This is a genomic window from Streptomyces tailanensis (genome assembly GCF_008386495.1).
Lineage (GTDB): Bacteria > Actinomycetota > Actinomycetes > Streptomycetales > Streptomycetaceae > Streptomyces > Streptomyces tailanensis.
Genome location: NZ_VTHJ01000045.1, coordinates 53,285 through 71,791, shown reverse-complemented (window position 1 = coordinate 71,791; position 18,507 = coordinate 53,285). Strand labels below are relative to the sequence as shown.

Sequence of the window (18,507 nt, the reverse complement as noted above, 5' to 3'; positions counted from 1 at the left end):
GGCGCGGTGATATCGGTGAGGATCACGGACGAGGCAGCAGGCCTCGACACCGGGCACGAAGCCGGGCCCGCGGCACCGCGCCCCGCCGCGCACCGGGCGGTACTCGCGGCCGTGCTGGCCGTGCCGACGTTGTTCGCCGTGCTGGCCATGCTCGCCTTCGCACCGCCGGCGGCGCGTGACACCGACGCCCCGGCGACGGAGTTCTCCGCCGCCCGGGCCGCCCCCCACCTCGAACAGATCGCACAGCGCCCGCACCCGACGGGCACCGCGGACAACGCCCGCGTGCGCGACTACCTGGTCAGGATGGCGCGGTCGCTGGGCGCCCAGGTGACCGTGCAGTCGGGCGACGTCGTACGCCCTGCCTGGGGCAACCCGTTCCCGGCGGCGACCGTGCACAACGTGATCGCCAAGGTCCCCGGCAGCGCGCCGCAGACCAGCGGCGGCAAGGCGGTGCTACTCGTCTCCCACTACGACTCGGTGCCCACAGGGCCCGGCGCCGCCGACGACGGCGCCGCGGTGGCCGCCATGCTCGAGACGATGCGCGCCCTGAAGGAGTCCGGCGGCGTACGCAACGACGTGGTGTTCCTGTTCACCGATGGCGAGGAGCTCGGAGCTCTCGGCGCGGAGAAGTTCGTCCAGGAGTACGGCGTCGAGGACTACGGCGTGGTGCTCAACTGGGAGGCGCGCGGCAGCAGTGGCCCGGTGGTCATGTTCGAGACGAACACCGACAACAGGCCGCTGATCGACGCGTTCGCCCACGGCAGCAGCAGGCCGGTCGCCAACTCGCTGGCGTACGAGGTCTACAAGCGCATGCCGAACGGCAGCGACTTCACCGTCTTCCGGGACGAAGGAGCCGTCGGCCTCAACGCCGCCTTCCTGCACGGCTTCCACGACTACCACTCGCCGCACGACGACCTGGAACGGCTCAGCGACGACAGCGTGCAGCACCACGGCGAGTCCATGTTGGGGCTCGTACGCGGCCTGGGCGACCGGGACCTGCGGGAGCTGCGCAGCGACGAGGACGCCGTCTACTTCGACCTGTTCGCGCGGGTGCTGGTGCACTACCCGGCCGGCTGGGCGCTGCCCCTTGCCGTCGTGACGGTGCTCGGCCTCGCGGCCCTGGCTTGGTGGGGCGCGCGCCGGTCCGCGCTGCGGGTCACGGGCGTGCTGGTCACGGCGGGCACCGGGCTCGCGGCGGTGATCGTGGCGGCGCTCGGCACGTTCGGGCTCTGGCTGGCGGCCGCGGCGCTGCGGCCGGAGCTGGCGGCGCTGCCGCTGTCCGAGCCGTACGAGCGGGGGCTGTTCGCGGCCGGGTTCCTGGTGCTGGTCGCGGCCCTGCTGATGGCGGCCGCGCGACTGCTGCGGGAGCGTCGGCAGACGGAGCTCGTGTGCGGCGCGCTGGCCGTCGGGGCGGTGCTGTTGCTCGCGTCGGTGCTCGCGCTGCCTGGCGTGAGCTACCTCTTCCAGTGGCCGCTGCTGGCCGGTCTGCCCGCGCTGTGGTGGGCGTGCCGGGACGCCCGGACCGAGCACCGGGTGTGGGCGGATGCGCTCCTGGCGACGGCCGCGCCCGCCGTGGCGGCCGTACTGTTCGCCCCGCTGGTGGACAGCCTGCTGATCGCGCTGGGCATACCGCTGGCGGCGGTGGCCATGGCGGTCGCCGCGATCGGCGGCGTGCTGCTGCTGCCGCTGCTGGTGCGGATCGCGCGGCCCGGGCTCGTCGCCGCGTCGGCGGCCGGGCTGGCGCTGGTGCTGGTGGGGACCGGGCTGCTGCGGTCGGACTTCGACGCCGAGCACCCGCGGCCCAACGCCCTCGTGTACGTACGGGACCTGTCGCGAGACACCACGATGTGGATCAGCGGCGACCCCGAGCCGGACGCCTGGACCCGCAAGGTCCTCGGTGCGAACCCCGGCCGTGGCTCGGCCGCCGACTACTACCCGCAGCGGGGCGACGAGCCGGTGCTGCGCGCGAAGGCGCCGACGCTGGACCTGCCGGCACCGAAGGTGACGGAGCTGAGCGACGAGACGTCCGGCGACACGCGCCGAGTGCGGTTCAAGGTGGCCTCGCAACGGGAGGCGTGGCGGCTGCAGATCCGGCTGCCGCGCGAGCCGCTGAAGTCCTGCACGGTCGCCGGCGTACGGATGAACGGCCCGGTGCTCGACAAGCAGGGCGAGGGCGCCGAGGGCGTGGTCTTCCAGTTCACCGGCAGCGTGTCCGGGGTGGAGATCGGCTGCGAGACGAAGGCCGGGACTCGGCTGCCGGTCGACGTGGCCGACTACACCATCGGACTGCCAGCCGAGGTCGCGGCCCTGGTGGGGCCACGACCGGAGGGGACCGTGCAGGTGTCCTTCGGCTTCGCGCCGGACGACTCCGCCGTCGTACGCCGGATCACAACGCTCTGATCAGATCGACAGTCATCGAGGGGACATGCCACGCAACAACGGGGTCACGGCGATCGAGGTCCGCCATCTGACGCGCACCTACCAGTCCGGCAAGCACGGCGAACGGGTGCGGGCCAACGATGACGTCACCTTCTCCATCGCCCGCGGCGAGGTCTTCGGACTGCTGGGCGCCAACGGCGCGGGCAAGACCACGCTCGTGTCCCAGATGCTGGGGCTGGTCCGCCCCACGTCGGGCTCCATCCACGTCGAGGGCGTCGACGTGGTGGCCGACCCGGAGGCGGTGAAGGCCATGACCGGCTTCCTGCCGCAGACCGGGCTGTCGATGCGGCTGGTCGAGGTGCGGCGGGCGCTGCACTACACCGGGCGGCTGCGCGGGCAGTCGGAGCAGGAGGCCAGGCGCCAGACCACCGAACTGGTCGACGAGCTGGGGCTCGGCGAGGTCGCCGACCGGTACGTCAACCAGCTCAGCGGCGGCATGATGCGGCTGGTCAACTTCGGCATGGCGCTGATGGGCAGGACCAAGCTGCTCATCCTGGACGAGCCCACCAATGAGCTCGACCCGCACAACAGGCGGCTCATCTGGGACATGGTCGCCCGCCGCAGCGCCACCGAGGGCACCACCGTGGTCCTGGTCACCCACAATGTGCTGGAGGCCGAGAAGGCCGTGCACCGGGTGGCCGTGATGCACGGCGGGCGGATCACCGCGCTGGGCACACCCGGCGAGCTCAAGGGGCGGATGGGCGACAAGGTCCGCATGGAGCTGTTCGTCAAGGACGGCGAGTCGCTGCGGCCGCACGAGGTGGATCGTCTGGAGACCGTCGGCTCGGTCGTGCCGGGCAGCCGCGAGGGGACGTATCTCATCCACTCCGAACCGGAGTTGATGCCCGAGTTGGTCAAGGCCGTGACGGTTGACCTGGGCATGGCCCGGGTGGACGACTTCCGGCTCACCCGCCCGACGCTGGAGGACGTCTACCTGAGCCTGGACGGCAAGGAACGCCCGCTGGCCGACGAGGCCGCGCCGGAGCCGGGCACGCCGGAGCGCGGAGCACCACTGACGGAACCGGCCGCCGCCCCCGCGACCGGCACGGTGCCCGTGTCCGGCGCCGTGCCAGCGCCCGGCACTGGCACCGGCATCGTCCCCGCTTCCGGCGGCACCGACCCCGCGACCACCACCGGCGCTGTGCCCGCGGTCGGCACCGCGACCGCCACCGCCCCTGCGACCGGAACGGTCGGCTCGTCCGCGCGGTCGGCGTTCAAGGAGCGGGCGCGGCGGTTGCTCGTCGGGCTCAAGTACCTGTGGCTGGAGCAGATGCTGGAGGTCCGCACGACCTGGACCTGGAGCCTGCTGTTCGGGTTGCTGATGCCGGTCGCCATGGTCTTCGGCCTGTCGCGCATCGGCGGCGGGCTCAACGACGCCACCAGCCTGCTGTACATCGTCAGCGGCGCGGCCATCTTCTCCGTCGCCACCGAAGGCATCGCGACCCTCGCCCAGCGCATCGGCGTGATCAAGAACGACGGCATGATGGTCTATTACGCCTCACTGCCCATCAGCAAGGCGTCGTTCGTCGCCGCGATGGTGTTGTCCCGCCTACTGCTGATCATGCCGGGCCTGATCACGCCGATGGTCGCCGCCGGCCTGATGTACGACGTGGACTTCACGATCTCGCCCGCCCTCGTGCTGGTGCTGCCGCTGTCGTGTCTGGCGCTGTCCGCGATCGGCCTGGCCATCGGCACACTGATCGACAGCATGGAGCTGATCGTCGTCATCACCAACCTGCTGATCTTCGTGCTGCTGCTCGCGGCGCCGGTGCTGATCCCGCCGGACTCGCTGCCGCTGCCGCTGCGGGTCCTCGGCTATCTGCTGCCGCCGACCTACGCGGCCGACGCCCTGCGGCACACCCTCAACGGCGACTTGGGCGCCGCTTTCACCCTGGACATCGCGGTACTGACCGCGATGACCGTGTTCGGGCTGGCCGGAGCCGCCCGCTGGATTCGTTGGCGTCTTGCCTGAGCCTGGAAAGCTAGGAGTTCCGCCATGGAGCAGTCAGTTGTCCGCGCCTCGACATTCGTCGACGTGGTCGCCGAACGCGCAGCCCTGTCGACGGGCACGGCGTTCGAGTTTGTCACCCCGGACGGCACGGAGCCGGCGGCGGCCCTCACCATCGCCGGACTGCACGACCGGGCGCGGGCGATCGGGGCCCTGCTCGCGGAGCGGGTCGCCCCCGGCGACCGGGTGCTGGTCCTCCTGCCGCCCGGCCTGGACTACGTGGCGTCCTTCCTCGGCTGCCTCTACGCCGGCGCCATCGCCGTGCCGCTCTACCCGCCGAGCAAGGGCAGTTACTCGGCCCGTCACCGCGCCGTGCTCGCCGACTCGGCCCCGGCTGCCGCACTCGTGCCCGGCACCATCCTCGCCGATCCCGCGGAGCTCGTGGCCGCGGCCGGCATCCCGGACCTGCCGCTGATCGCGGTCGACGGCGAGCTGCCCGCGCCCGGCGACTGGCGCCGCCCCCACATCGACGGCGACACCGTCGCGTTCCTGCAGTACACCTCCGGCTCCACGGCCACCCCGCGCGGTGTGGTCGTCACCCACCGGAACCTGGTCGTCAACTCCCGCCAGATCCAGGAGCGGTTCGGCACTACGCCCGACACGCCCGTGGTGAGCTGGCTGCCGCCGTACCACGACATGGGGCTCATCGGCGGCATCCTGCAACCGGTCTACGCCGGTGCCACCGCCACGCTGTTCTCCCCGGTCTCGTTCATCACGCGGCCGCTGCAGTGGCTGCGGCTGATATCCGAACGCGGCGCCCGGATCAGCGGCGGACCGAACTTCGCGTACGACCTGTGCGTGGACCGCATCCCCGAGGAGGACCTGGTCGGGCTCGACCTGTCGCACTGGGAGATCGCGTTCAACGGCGCCGAGCCGGTGCGCGCCAGGACCCTGGAGCGGTTCGCCCGGCGCATGGCCCCCTATGGCTTCCGGCGCGGTTCCTTCTTCCCCTGCTACGGGCTCGCCGAGGCCACACTGATGGTCTCCGGCCGCACCATCGGCGACAGCCCCGTGGCCGACACCTTCGACGCGGACTCGCTCGCCCCCGGCCGACGCCCGGTGCCCGACGACAAGGGTCTGCCGGTCGTGGGCTGCGGCCCTGTCGCCGTGGACCTGGACGTGACCGTCGTCGACCCGGAGAGCGGTGCCGAGTGCCCGCCCGGCACGGTCGGTGAGATCTGGGCGTCCGGGGAGAACGTCGCCGTCGGCTACTGGGGTCGCGACGACACCGAGCACCAGACGTTCGGCGCCACGCGGGCCGGTGACGAGCGGCGCCATCTGCGCACGGGCGACCTCGGCTTCCTCCACGACGGCCAGCTGTACGTCACGGGGCGCAGCAAGGACCTCATCGTCGTACGCGGCCGCAACCACTACCCGCAGGACCTGGAACAGGCTGCCCTCGACGCACACGCCTCGCTCCGCCGCGGCGCCGCCGCCTTCGCACTGGAGACCGACGGGCGCGAGGAGATCTGCTTGGTCCTGGAGACGGCGACCGCCCACCGCGCGGACGAGATCGCCGAGGTCACAGCGCTCGTACGGGCCCACTTGGCCCGCGAGCACGGGGTGACGCCCGGCACGGTCGTGTTCGTACGGCCCGGCCACATCCCCCGCACCACCAGCGGGAAGATCCAACGGTCGCGGACGCGGGCCATGCTCGTCGACGGCTCGCTGAAGGTGGTGCACCGCTGGGACGCGGGCCGCGCCGCCGATCTCGCTTCGCTGCCCGAGCACCTGTGGCAGGAGACCGCCCGCGAGACCGTGCTCGCCCTGGCGAGCAGCCGCCTGCGCACGGCCGTCGACCCGGCCGTGCCCCTGGCCGCCCAAGGGCTGGACTCCCTGGGCGCGATCGAGCTGAAGGCGGCCGTCGAGGACGCCATCGGCATGGACCTGTCCCTGGAAGCCCTGCTCTCGGGCGCCAGCGTCAACGACCTGCTGCTCGACGCCCCCGCCGAATCCGCCGTCCCAGTCCGGAAACCCGCGGCCGGCGAGCGCAGCCCCCTGGCCATCAACCAGCAGGCGCTGTGGATCCTGGAGCGCCAGCACCCCGACACCGCCGTCCAGCACATCTACGCCGCGCTGCGGTTTCTGGACGAGGTGGACGCCGAGGCGCTGCACCGTGCGTTCCAGTCGCTCGTCGGCCGACACCCGGCGCTGCGTACGGCCCTGCACTGGGCGGACGACGGCGAGTCGTACCAGGAGGTCCTCGACCACCAGGACGTGGCGTTCACCGTCGAGGACGCCGCGCATCTGGACGACGAGCAGCTGGGCGAGCGGCTGCGGCGCGAGATCGCCGGCGAGAGGTTCGACCTGCCACGGGGCCGGGTGCTGCAGGCTGCCCTGTTCCGCAGGCCCGGCGGCGACGTGCTGTCGCTCGTGGTGCACCACATCGCCGTCGACATGTGGTCGATGGCGGTCCTGACCGACGAGCTGGGACGGCTGTACGCACGAGAGACTGGCAGTGGCGCGGCCCTGCCCCCGCCGCCGAAGACCGGCTACGCCGACCTGGCCCACCGGCAGCGGGCGCTGCTCGACGCGCCGCGCGGACAGCGGCTCTGGGAGTACTGGAGCCGTGAGCTCGACGGCTGCAACCCGGTCCTCGAACTGCCCGCCGACCGGCCGCGCCCCCCGGTCCAGACGTACGCCGGCGACACGGTCACCCTGGAGCTGGATGCCGCCACGACCGTGGCGCTGCGCGAACGGGCCACGGCCGAAGGCACTACGCTCTTCGTGGTGCTCCTGTCGGTGTTCCAGACACTGGTGCACCGCTACACCCGCGAGGACGACTTCCTGATCGGCGTGCCCGCCTCGGGCCGTGTCGACGCCGATCTGCATCGTGTCGTGGGCTACTTCGTCAATCCTGTGCTGATCCGCTCCCGGATGGTCGGCGAGCGCAGCTTCGCCGACCAGATACAAGTCACCAAGCAGACGGTTGCCGGGGCGATGCGGCACCAGGACATGCCGTTCCCGGTCCTCGTCGAGCGGCTCGGCCTGGCGCGCGAGGCATCCCGCCCGCCCGGCTACCAGGTGATGTTCAGCCTCACCAAGTCGCACCTGGCGGGCGGGGAGGACTTGGCGGCGCTCAACTTCGGCCGCCCCGGCATCCGGGTGCGGGTCGGGGAGCTGGAGGCCCAGTCCCTCGGCCTGGTCCGGCGCACGGCGCAGATCGACCTGACGATGGTGGTCGCGGAGGTCGGCGACCACCTGGAAGCGGGCATCAACTTCTCCACCGACCTCTTCGACCGCGAAACGGTGGAGCGCTTCGGCGCCAACTTCGCCGACCTGGCGGCACGGCTGGCCGAGCGGCCCGGCGAGCCGCTCGCCGCGATCCCGTCCGCCCGGACGGAGGAGCTGCACCAGATCGCCAAGTGGAACACGACCTCGACCGACTACCCGCGCACTCGCACGGTGCCAGAGCTGTTCGCCGAGCAGGTGGCCCAGCGGCCTGACGCCCCGGCCCTCACATACGGCGAACTGACGTACACCTACCGCGAGCTGGACCGGGTCTCCAACGCGCTGGCCCGGCGCCTGCGCGACCAGGGAGTGCGCGAGGAGACACCGGTCGGGCTCCACGTCGACCGTGACCCGGCAGTCGTCGTGGCCATGCTCGCTGTGGCCAAGGCGGGCGGCGCGTACGTACCGCTGGACCCGGCGCACCCGCCGCAGCGGCTGCGGCGGATCCTCGCCGAGTCGCGGCCCGTGGTGCTGCTCACCGCACGCGGCGACGACTCACTCACCGAGGTCGACACGGAGCTGCCGCGGCTGGCGTCCGGCGACTTCCTGACGGCTGAGGCCGCCGCAGACCCGGCCAACGACCGCCCGGTGGAGACCACTGCCGACCCGGACGGGCTGCTGTACGCGATGTACACCTCCGGTTCCTCGGGGACGCCGAAGGGCATCTGCATCACGCACCGCAACGTCGTCCGGCTGGTCCGCGACACCGACTACCTGTCCCTGGAGCCCGGCGACCGGGTGGCCCAGCTGTCCAACACCGCCTTCGACGCCGCCACCCTGGAGGTCTGGGGCGCTCTGCTCAACGGCGGCTGGCTGGTCGGCTTTGGCAAGGACACCGTCCTGTCACCGCCGCGGCTGGCGGCGGCCCTGCGCGACAACGACATCCACACCGTCGTCATGGCCACCCCGCTGTTCACCCAGGTCGTCGGCTACGACCCTGCCACCTTCGCGTCGACCCGCCAACTGCTGGTGGGCGGCGACTCGATGGACCCGAAGCGCGCCCGCGAGGTTGCCGCGCTCAACGGCCCGCTGCTGACCAACGGCTACGGTCCGACCGAGTCCACGACGTTCGCGACGACGCAGCCGCTGTCCGAGGTCCCCGAGGATGTCTGGCGCCTGCCGATCGGCGGCCCGATCGCCAACACCCAGGTGTACGTGCTCGATGAGCGGCTCAACCCAGTGCCGATCGGCGTGCCCGGCCAGCTGTACATCGGCGGCGACGGGCTGGGCCGCGGCTATCTGGGTCGGCCGGACCTGACGGCCGAGAAGTTCCTGCCGGACCCGTTCAGCGGGATGCCGGGGGCGCGTATGTACGCCTCTGGCGACCTGGCCCGCTGGCTGCCGAACGGCACCATCGACTTCCTCGGCCGGGTCGACTTTCAGGTGAAGGTGCGCGGGTTCCGCATCGAGCTCGGTGACATCGACGCCACGCTCACCGCGCACCCGGGCGTGCTGGAGGCGGTCACCGTGGTCGACGAGTCCACGGGCGAGAAGCGACTGGTGGCGTACTACGCCGGTACCCCGACGGTGGACGAGCTGACGCGGCACCTGGCCGAGCGCCTGCCGGAGTACATGGTGCCCGCCCTCCTTGTACGCCTGGAGGAACTGCCCAAGAACCCGAACAGGAAGATCGACCGGACCGCACTGCGACTGCCGGAAGGCGGCTCGGCCGGGGTGGTCGCGGACGTGGGTTCCGGGCTGTTGGCGGAGGTCGCGGCGATGCTCGCGGAGGTGTTGGGCCGGTCGGAGGTGGGGCCGGACGACAACTTCTTCGAGATCGGGGGTCATTCGCTGCTGGCGATCCGGTTGCTGGCGCAGGTCAAGCAGCGTTATGGGGTCGATCTGGCGTTGAACGAGCTCTTCAACGAGCCCACTGCGCGTGCCGTGGCCGGCCAGATCGCGGAGCGGACCGGCGGCGGCTCGGCCGGGGTGGCCGCCGACGCGGCCTCCGCGCCAGGCGGCGTGCCCGCCGGGCCGACCGCGGTGCCGCGCGCCGCCTATGTACGCCGGGACGGCAGCCGGTAGCCGCACCACCCCAGCAACACGGACCAACGATTGTGAGCGAGGACCAGATGAACTCGGGCCAGGTCTATGTCATGCCGGCATCCCCGGCGCAGGTCGGCCTGCGGCTGCTCGTAGAGCTCGACCCGACGTCCACGGCGTACAACGTGCCGGCCGCGATGCGGCTGACCGGGCCGCTGGACACGGGCGCGCTGGAACGCGCCCTGCGCGGAATGTGCGAGCGGCACGAGATTCTGCGGACCACGTTCACCGTCGCCGACGGACACGTGTCCCAGGTGATCCACCCGGAGCCGGCGCTCCGCCCGCGGGTGGAGCACCTGGACCTGAGCGGCCTGGGCGAGGGCGCGGCCGCCGCGTGCCGCGAGGAGTGCGCGCGGCGGGCGGCGGAGCCGTTCGACCTGGAGAACGGGCCGCTGCTGCGGATCGCCGTCCACCAGCTCGGGGACGACGACCACGTGGTGTCGCTTCTGATGCACCACATCATCACCGACGGCTGGTCCATGGGCGTGTTCATCAAGGAACTCACCGTCCTGTACCTGGCCGAGTTGGCCGGCGCGAGCGACGTGCCGCTCCCGCCGCCCGCCCTCCAGTACGCGGACTTCGCCGTGTGGCACGACGAATGGCTGCGGTCCGGCGTCCAGGACAAGCAGCTCGATCACTGGCGCGGCGTACTCCACGACCAGGACCTGGTGCTCGAGCTCCCCACGGATCGCGCACGCCCCCGGGTGCCGTCGTTCGCGGGCGACCGCGTCATCACTGTCCTCGACGACGAACTCGCCCGTCGTATGCGGACGACGGCGGCGCGCCAGGGCGCCACGCTGTTCATGGCGACGCACGCGGCGTTCGCGTCAGTGCTCGCCCGCAACGCGGCCCAGCCGCGGATCAGGCTCGGCGTCCCGTCGGCGAACCGCGATCACCCCAACACCGGGGAGCTGATCGGCTTTTTCGCCAACACCCTGGTCGTACCGACCGACTGGCGGCGCGGGATGTCCTTCGGCGACCTGCTCGTCCAGGTGCGGGAGCGTACGGCGGAGGCGCTCGCCCACGGCGACGTGCCGTTCGGTGAGCTGGTTCGGGCGCTCGGCGGCCGACGGGACCGGTCCCGCAACCCCCTCTTCCAGGCCATGATCGCCATGGACAATGCGCCCGGCGGCTTCGACCTGGCACCGGGCCTGACCGTGCACCGCTTCGACGTGCCGCTGGCCGTCGCCAAGTTCGACCTGACCCTGTTCGTCCACGAGGGTCCCGCCGGTGTCGAGCTGAGACTGGAGTACGCCACCGACCTGTTCACGCGCGCCACGGCCGACCGGCTCCTCGGCGAGGTTCTCGCCGTGCTGCGCGAGGGCGCACTGGCCCCGGACCGGCCGCTGAGCGGCCTGCTCGCGGTGAGCGAGGAGCAGCGGCGGCAGCTCACGCGCTGGTCGGCCGGCCCGACGGTCGTCCCGGAGGCCGAAGGCGCGTCCACTGCCCTCGGGCTCTTCGCCCGGCGGGTGGCCCGGACGCCGGACGCGGACGCGGTCGTCGCCGGTGACCGCCGCGTGAGCTACGCGGAGCTGGACGCCATGGCCGGGTGCATCGCCGCCGGGCTGGCCGGTGCGGGCGTCGGCGCGGCCGACGTGGTGGGCGTGGCCGTGCCGCGCTCGGTGGAGCTGGTGGCGGCGCTGCTGGCGGTGTGGAAACGGGGCGCGGCGTACGTGCCGCTGGACCCGGCGCAGCCGGCCGACCGGCTGGCCGCGATCACCGCAGACGCCCGCCCGGCCGTTGTCCTGGACACCGAGGGGCACGGGGCGGTGGTGGCGGGCGCGGCGCCGGTGCTGGACGTGCGCGCCCTGGTCTCCTCGGCCGCACCGGAGGTTCCGGCCCTGGCGTCCGACGGGCACGACCTGGCGTACGTGCTGTACACCTCGGGATCCACGGGCCGCCCCAAGGGCGTACAGATCACCCAGTCCGGGCTGTTCAACTACCTGACGTGGGCCGCGGCCGAGTACTGCCCGAACGAGCCGCCGGTCGCGCCGCTGCACACCACCGTGGGCTTCGACCTCACGGTGACCAGCCTGTGGGTTCCGCTCACCAGCGGCGGCTCGATGCACCTGGTGGACGAGGCGTCCCCCGTCGAGGGGCTGGTCGGTGCGCTGACCGGTCCCGCGCGGCCCACCCTGGTGAAGCTGACGCCCGCTCACCTGGAAGCGGTGTGCAGGCTGCTGCCCCTGGGCGCGCTGGCCGGGTTGCCGGTCTGCTTCGTCGTCGGCGGCGAGGCACTCCCGCCGAGCCTGGTACGCCGCCTGTTCGCGGTTGCGCCGGATGCCCGCGTGGTCAACGAGTACGGGCCGACCGAGACGGTCGTCGGCTGCTGCGTCGCGAGCGCCGTCGCCTCCGACGACCTGGGCGAGCGGCCCGGCATGGCCATCGGGCGGCCGGTCGGCAACACCCGGCTGTACGTGGTGGACGAGTGGCTGGAGCCGGTGCCGATCGGGGTGCCGGGCGAGCTGCTGATCGGGGGCGCGGGCGTCGGGCGAGGCTATCTCGGCGACCCGTCTCGCACGGCCGCGGTGTTCGTCCCCGACCCGTTCTCGGGCGTGCCGGGGGCGCGGCTGTACCGCACCGGTGACATGGTGCGGTACTTGCCCGACGGCCAGTTGGAGTTCCTGGGGCGCCGTGACCACCAGGTCAAGATCCGCGGCCAGCGGATCGAGCTGGGCGAGGTGGAGGCGGCGCTGCGCGCGATCGACGGCGTGACGGATGCCGTGGTCACCGCCGCGCCGGACCACCACGGCCAGTCCCGCCTGGCCGGTTACGTCACCGGCCAGGTGGACCCCGCCGCCGTCCGCACCGCGGCCGCCGCCGCGCTGCCCGACGCCATGGTCCCCTCGGCCGTCGTCGTCCTCGACACCCTGCCGTTGACGGCGAACGGCAAGGTGGACCGGGCGGCCCTGCCGGCGCCGTCATTTGCCGACCGTTCGGGGTACGTGGCGCCGCGCACGGAGGTGGAGCGGCAGGTCGCGGCGGTGTTCGCGGAGGTGCTCGGTGTGGGGCGGGTCGGCCTGGAGGACGACTTCTTCCGGCTCGGCGGGCATTCGCTGCTGGCCACGCAGTTGGTGGCGCGCGTCCGGGAGCGGTTCGGTGTGGAGTTGCCGCTGCGTGCGCTGTTCGAGCGACCGGTGGTGGGTGACTTCGCGCGGGCCGTGGCCGCGGCCCAGGCCGTCGATGTGGTGCCGCTGGTGCCGGTGGAGCGTACGGGGCGGGTGGAGGTGTCGTACGCGCAGCAGCGGATGTGGTTCCTGCATCAGCTGGAGCCGGACAGTGCCTCCTACAACGTTCCGGCGGCCGTGGTGCTGCGGGGCTCCCTCGATGTGGAGCGGCTGCGCGCGGCCCTGGAGGCGGTCGGGCGGCGGCACGAGGTGCTGCGGACGGTGTTCGCCGAGGTCGACGGCCGGCCCGTGCAGATCATCGGCGACGAACCCCTCATCGACTTCCAGGAGACCGACCTCCAGGACACCGACCAGCCCCGCGTCGCTGCCGAGCGGCTGGCGGCCGAGCTCGCCGCCCGGCCCTTCGACCTGGAGCGCGGCCCGCTGACGCGCTGGGTGCTGGCCAGGGTGGGGGAACACGAGTCCGTCCTGGCCCTGAACATGCATCACATCGTGTCGGACGGCTGGTCGGTGGGTGTCCTGCTGCGTGAGGTGCGGGCCGCCTACGCCGGTGCGGCCCTGCCTGAACTCCCGGTGCAGTACGCCGACTTCGCGGCCTGGCAGCGTGAATGGCTGGCTTCGGGGGTGCTGGAGGAGCAGCTGGCCCACTGGCATACGGCCCTGGAGGGCGCGCCGCCGGTGCTGGAGCTTCCGGCGGACTTCCCGCGCCCGGCCGTCCCCAGTTACCGGGGCGCCCATCTGCGTGCGCACATCGACGAGGACACGGCCGCGCGGCTCGACGAACTGGCGCACGAGCAGGGGGCGACGCTGTTCATGGTCCTCCAGGCCGTGTACGCTGCTCTACTCGCTCGGCGGGCGGGTCAGGACGAGGTCGTAGTCGGTGTTCCGGTCGCGAACCGCTCCCGTACGGAGACCGAGAACCTGATCGGCTTCTTCGTGAACACCCTGCCGCTCCGGACGCGTGTCGATGCCGGTCAGCCGTTCGCGGAGCTTCTGCGGCAGGTGCGGGACACGTCGCTGGACGCCTTCGCGCACCAGGACGTGCCCTTCGAGCGACTGGTCGAGGAGCTGGCGCCGGACCGTGACCTCGCCCGCAACCCGGTCTTCCAGACCATGCTCGTCCTCCAGAACGCACCGCGCACCGGCGTTGCCATGGGCGGAGTGGAGCTCACCCAGCTCGCGGTCGAGGACGGCACGGCCAAGTTCGACCTCATGATGCTGGTCGACGAGTCGGGCTCCACGCTCGACGTGACGCTGGAGTACGCGACGGATCTGTTCGCCGAGGGCACGGCGCGGGCGGTTCTCGACGACTTCGTGCGTGCCTGCCGGGTTCTGGCCGAACGCCGTGGACAGGTCACCGTTTCCGAACTGACCGCCGTCTCCGCACAGGAGCGCACCCGGCTGCTGGAGGAGTGGAACGCCACCGAACGCCCCGAGCAGCTCGGCGGGATCCTGCAGCGGCTGCGTGCTCATGCGGCGGTACGTCCGGATGCCGTGGCCGTGCAGGACGAGCACGCCACCGTCACGTACGGGGAACTCGTCGCGCGCACCAACCACCTCGCCTCCTGCCTGAGGCGTGCCGGAGTGGGGGTCGGTGACCGGGTGGTCCTCCATCTCGACCGTGGCATCGACGCGATCACGGCAGTGCTGGGTGTGCTGAGCGCGGGGGCCGCCTACGTGCCCCTGGATACGCGTGCGCCGCTTGCCCGGAGCGCCGGGATTCTCGGTGACAGTGGGGCGCGTGTGGTGCTGATTGGGCGTGATGGGGAGTCGGTTGCCCGGGAGTTGGCGCAGGGGGCGGGCAGGCCGGTCGATGTGCTGGTCGTCGACGGTACGGCTTCGGCAGGTTCGTTGAGCGAGTCGCTGGGTGATTCCGATGATCTGGCGTACGTGATCTACACGTCGGGTTCGACCGGCCGTCCCAAGGGCGCGATGGTGCATCGCCTGGGCATGGACAACCATCTGCTGGCCAAGGTCGAGGATCTGGCGTTGACGGGTGCGGACGTGGTGGCGCAGAACGCGTCGCTGACCTTCGATATTTCGGTGTGGCAGATGCTTGCCGCGCTGGTCGTGGGCGGGCGCACGATCGTCGTGGGCGATGACACCGCGCTCGACGCCACGGGGCTGTTCGAGCGCGCGGCCGATGCCAGCATAACCGTCCTGGAGGTCGTACCGTCGCTGCTGCGGGCGACGCTGGACGCGTGGGACACCCTCGGCATGGCGCCGGAGCTGCCGCAGCTGCGATGGCTGGTGGTGACGGGTGAGGCGCTGCCGCCGGACCTGTGCGCACGATGGCTGGCCCGGTACCCGCACATCCCGCTCATGAACGCCTACGGTCCCACCGAGTGCTCCGACGACGTCACCCATGCCGTCATCACCGACCCCACCGCACTCAGCCCCGTGCGGGCCCCGATCGGCCGGGTGATCCGCAACACGCGGCTGTACGTCGTGGACGCGATGCTCGAACCCGTCCCCGTCGGCGTGCCGGGCGAGCTCATGGTCGGCGGTATCGGTGTGGGCCGCGGTTACCTGGACGACCCGCGGCGCACCGCCGCCACCTTTATCCCCGATCCCTTCTCCAACGTCCCCGGCGCACGCCTCTACCGCACCGGCGACATCGTCCGCTACCTCCCCGACGGCCAGTTGGAGTTCCTGGGGCGCCGTGACCACCAGGTCAAGATCCGCGGCCAGCGGATCGAGCTGGGCGAGGTGGAGGCGGCGCTGCGCGCGATCGACGGCGTGACGGATGCCGTGGTCACCGCCGCGCCGGACCACCACGGCCAGTCCCGCCTGGCCGGTTACGTCACCGGCCAGGTGGACCCCGGCACCGTCCGTGCGGCGGCGGCCGTGGCGCTGCCGGACGCGATGGTGCCCTCGGCGATCACGGTGCTGGACGCGCTGCCCCTCACGGCGAACGGCAAGGTGGACCGGGCCGCTCTGCCCGTACCCGAGTTCGCGGACCGTTCGGAGTATGTCGCTCCGAACACCGTTCACGAGCATGTGCTGGCCTTGCTGTTCGCCGAGGTGCTCGGTGTGGAACGGGTCGGCTTGAAGGACGACTTCTTCCAGTTGGGCGGGCATTCGCTGCTGGCCACCCAGCTGATGGCCCGCATTCGCGAACAGTTCCGCATCGAACTGCCACTGCGCGCGCTGTTCGAGAACTCGGGGATGCGGGAGCTGGCCGCCGTGATAGCCGAGGCCGAGGCTGAGAAGGCGGCGGCCCCCGACGTGGCCGAGCTGGAGCGGTTGCTCGACGAGATCGGGGGCCTGTCGGACGAGGAGATCGAGGAGCAGCTGGCCCGTGAGGACTGACCACGGCTCAGACCGACCCACTGCGGGAAACGGGGCCGACTCAGGCACGGACCAAGGAGAGCACGTGAAGCCCATGACCGGCCGCTGGTTCGCGGCGGAGACGACGGCACCGGACGCGGTGGCACGGCTGTTCTGTCTGCCGCACGCAGGCGCGGGTGCATCGGCGTACCGCGAGTGGCAGTCGAAGGTCGGCCCGGACGTCGAGGTGGTGCCCGTGCAGTTGCCGGGCAGGGAGGCCCGGTTCGCCGAGCCGCCGGTCACCTCGGCGGCCGAGATCGTGAAGCACCTCGCCGGGTCCCTCGTGGAGCGTGCGGGCGGCAAGCCGTTCGCGCTGTTCGGCCACAGCATGGGCGCCCTGCTCGCGTACGAGTTGACGCACGAGCTGCTGCTGGTCGGCCGGCCGCCGGTCCATCTCGTCGTCTCCGGGTACGGGGCGCCGCATCTGCCGCGGTCCACGGCGTATGGGGTGGTGCACAAGCTGCCGGACGCAGAGCTGGCCCGGCATATCGAGGCGTTGCAGGGGACGGCCGGTGAGGTGCTGGAGCACCCGGAGCTGCTGGAGCTGCTGCTGCCGATCCTGCGGGCGGACTACGAGCTGTGCGAGACCTACCGGTTCGTCGGCCATCCGCCGCTGCCCGTGCCGGTGACCGCGCTGGGAGGAACCGAGGATCCAGGGGCGACCGAGCCACAGCTGCGCGCGTGGGGAGAGCTGACGACGGCACCGTTCACGGCCACGAGCTTCCCGGGTGGTCACTTCTATCTGAACGCGCAGCTCGACGACCTCACCCGCATTGCCCGCGATGCCGTGCTCCCGCCGGCATCACGTGACTGAGCCCGTACTGGCACGCACGCACCCGAGGAGGCTGACGATGGACAGGGAACAGCGCATTCGCCACTACTACGAGCTGGTGGACGCGGGCGAGGTGCCCGAGCTCGTCGAGCTCTTCGACCCGGAGGCGGTCTACCGTCGGCCCGGCTACGACCCGCTGGTCGGCAGGGACGCACTGGAGCGGTTCTACCGGGAGCAACGGGTCATCAAGGAGGGCCGTCACGCCCTGTCCACCGCGCTGGTGCGGGAGGACGGAGCGGCGGTGCACGGCACGTTCGAGGGAACGCTGCACGACGGGCGTGTGGTGGCGCTGCGTTTCGCGGACTTCTTCACGTTCTCGGCGAGTGGAGCCTTCCGTACCCGTGACACCTTCTTCTTCGTCCCCCTCGTCTGACGCGAGTTGCCGGAGAGAGGAGACGACGGGTGACGACGAGACGTGAGTTCGGCGAGTGGTTCACCGACCACATGGTGATGCTGACGTGGACTGCGGAGACCGGCTGGTCGGGCCGTCCGCGGGTCCTGCCCTTCGGTGATCTGCGGCTCAGCCCGGCGATGGCAGGGCTGCACTACGGCCAAGTGGTGTTCGAGGGCCTGAAGGTCCACCGTCGGCAGGACGGGGTGCTCGGCACCTTCCGGCCGGACGCGCACGCGCGCCGCTTCCAGCAGTCGGCGCGGCGCCTCGCCATGCCGGAGCTGCCGGAGGAACTCTTCCTGGATGCCGTGGACGCGTTCGTACGCCGGGACGGCGGGGCGCTGCCGGCCGACGAGGAGGGGCTGAGCCTGTATCTGCGGCCGGTGCTGTTCGCCAGCGAGGCGTCCCTGGCGCTGCGGCCCGCTCGCGCGTACACCTTCCTGCTCATGGGATTCGTGACGGGCGGCTTCTTCTCCGACCGGCCGGACCCGGTGTCGGTGCTGATCAGCCGGGAGTTCTCGCGGGCCGCCCCGGGCGGTACGGGCCAGGCCAAGTGCGCCGGGAACTACGCGGGTGCGTTCCTCGCCCAGCAGACGGCCGCCGACGCGGGCTGCCAGCAGGTGGTGTGGCTGGACGCGGTGGAGCACCGCTGGGTCGAGGAGATGGGCGGCATGAATCTCTTCTTCGTCCGCGGGACCGGACCGACCGCCACCGTGGCGACTCCCCCGCTTACCGGCACTCTGCTGCCCGGCGTGACCCGCGACTCACTACTGACCCTCGCGGAGGAGCGGGGCTACACCGTCAGCGAGGAGCGGATCTCGGTCGACCAGTGGCGGGAGGAGAGCGAGTCGGGCGTCATCACTGAGACGTTCTCCTGCGGCACAGCGGCACTCGTCACACCGGTCGGCCAGGTGCGCGACGGTGAGAACGACTGGCTGATCGGCGGCGGGAAGCAGGGCCCGGTGACGATGGAGCTAAGGGCGGCGCTCACCGACCTCCACCAGGGCCGTTCACCGGACACCTGGGGATGGGTGCGCCGCCATCCTCGCCCGGTCGAGTTACACCACATCGAGAATGAAGGATAGGGATAGATAGTGCTTTCTCA

7 protein-coding genes are annotated in these 18,507 nt (G+C 71.8%); all 7 read left to right on the top strand.

Annotated elements, in window-relative coordinates; all coding sequences use genetic code 11:
* Window positions 1-15 precede the first annotated feature (15 nt).
* The 7 genes from F3T56_RS31030 (at window position 16) to F3T56_RS31000 (ending at window position 18,487) form a co-directional block, all read left to right on the top strand.
* Window positions 16-2,400: a M20/M25/M40 family metallo-hydrolase gene (locus F3T56_RS31030; protein WP_216373021.1), complete on the top strand. Its 2,385-nt coding sequence runs from the start codon at window positions 16-18 to the stop codon at window positions 2,398-2,400.
* Window positions 2,401-2,425: 25 nt separating this feature from the next.
* Window positions 2,426-4,411 carry an ABC transporter ATP-binding protein/permease gene (locus tag F3T56_RS31025; protein WP_149828657.1) on the top strand — a complete coding sequence of 662 codons (1,986 nt, stop codon included), beginning with the start codon at window positions 2,426-2,428 and terminating at the stop codon, window positions 4,409-4,411.
* 24 nt (window positions 4,412-4,435) lie between these two features.
* Window positions 4,436-9,703, top strand: coding sequence for a non-ribosomal peptide synthetase (locus F3T56_RS31020; RefSeq protein WP_149828656.1), 5,268 nt, complete (start codon window positions 4,436-4,438; stop codon window positions 9,701-9,703).
* A gap of 32 nt (window positions 9,704-9,735) precedes the next feature.
* Complete coding sequence (locus F3T56_RS31015) at window positions 9,736-16,161, top strand: non-ribosomal peptide synthetase (RefSeq protein ID WP_149828655.1); 6,426 nt, start codon at window positions 9,736-9,738, stop codon at window positions 16,159-16,161.
* 73 nt (window positions 16,162-16,234) lie between these two features.
* Window positions 16,235-16,993 carry a thioesterase II family protein gene (locus tag F3T56_RS31010; protein ID WP_246204076.1) on the top strand — a complete coding sequence of 253 codons (759 nt, stop codon included), beginning with the start codon at window positions 16,235-16,237 and terminating at the stop codon, window positions 16,991-16,993.
* A gap of 37 nt (window positions 16,994-17,030) precedes the next feature.
* Window positions 17,031-17,384: a nuclear transport factor 2 family protein gene (locus F3T56_RS31005; RefSeq protein WP_149828653.1), complete on the top strand. Its 354-nt coding sequence runs from the start codon at window positions 17,031-17,033 to the stop codon at window positions 17,382-17,384.
* Window positions 17,381-18,487: a branched-chain amino acid aminotransferase gene (locus F3T56_RS31000; protein ID WP_216373022.1), complete on the top strand. Its 1,107-nt coding sequence runs from the start codon at window positions 17,381-17,383 to the stop codon at window positions 18,485-18,487. Before F3T56_RS31005 ends, F3T56_RS31000 begins: the two co-directional genes overlap by 4 nt.
* Window positions 18,488-18,507: the final 20 nt, after the last annotated feature.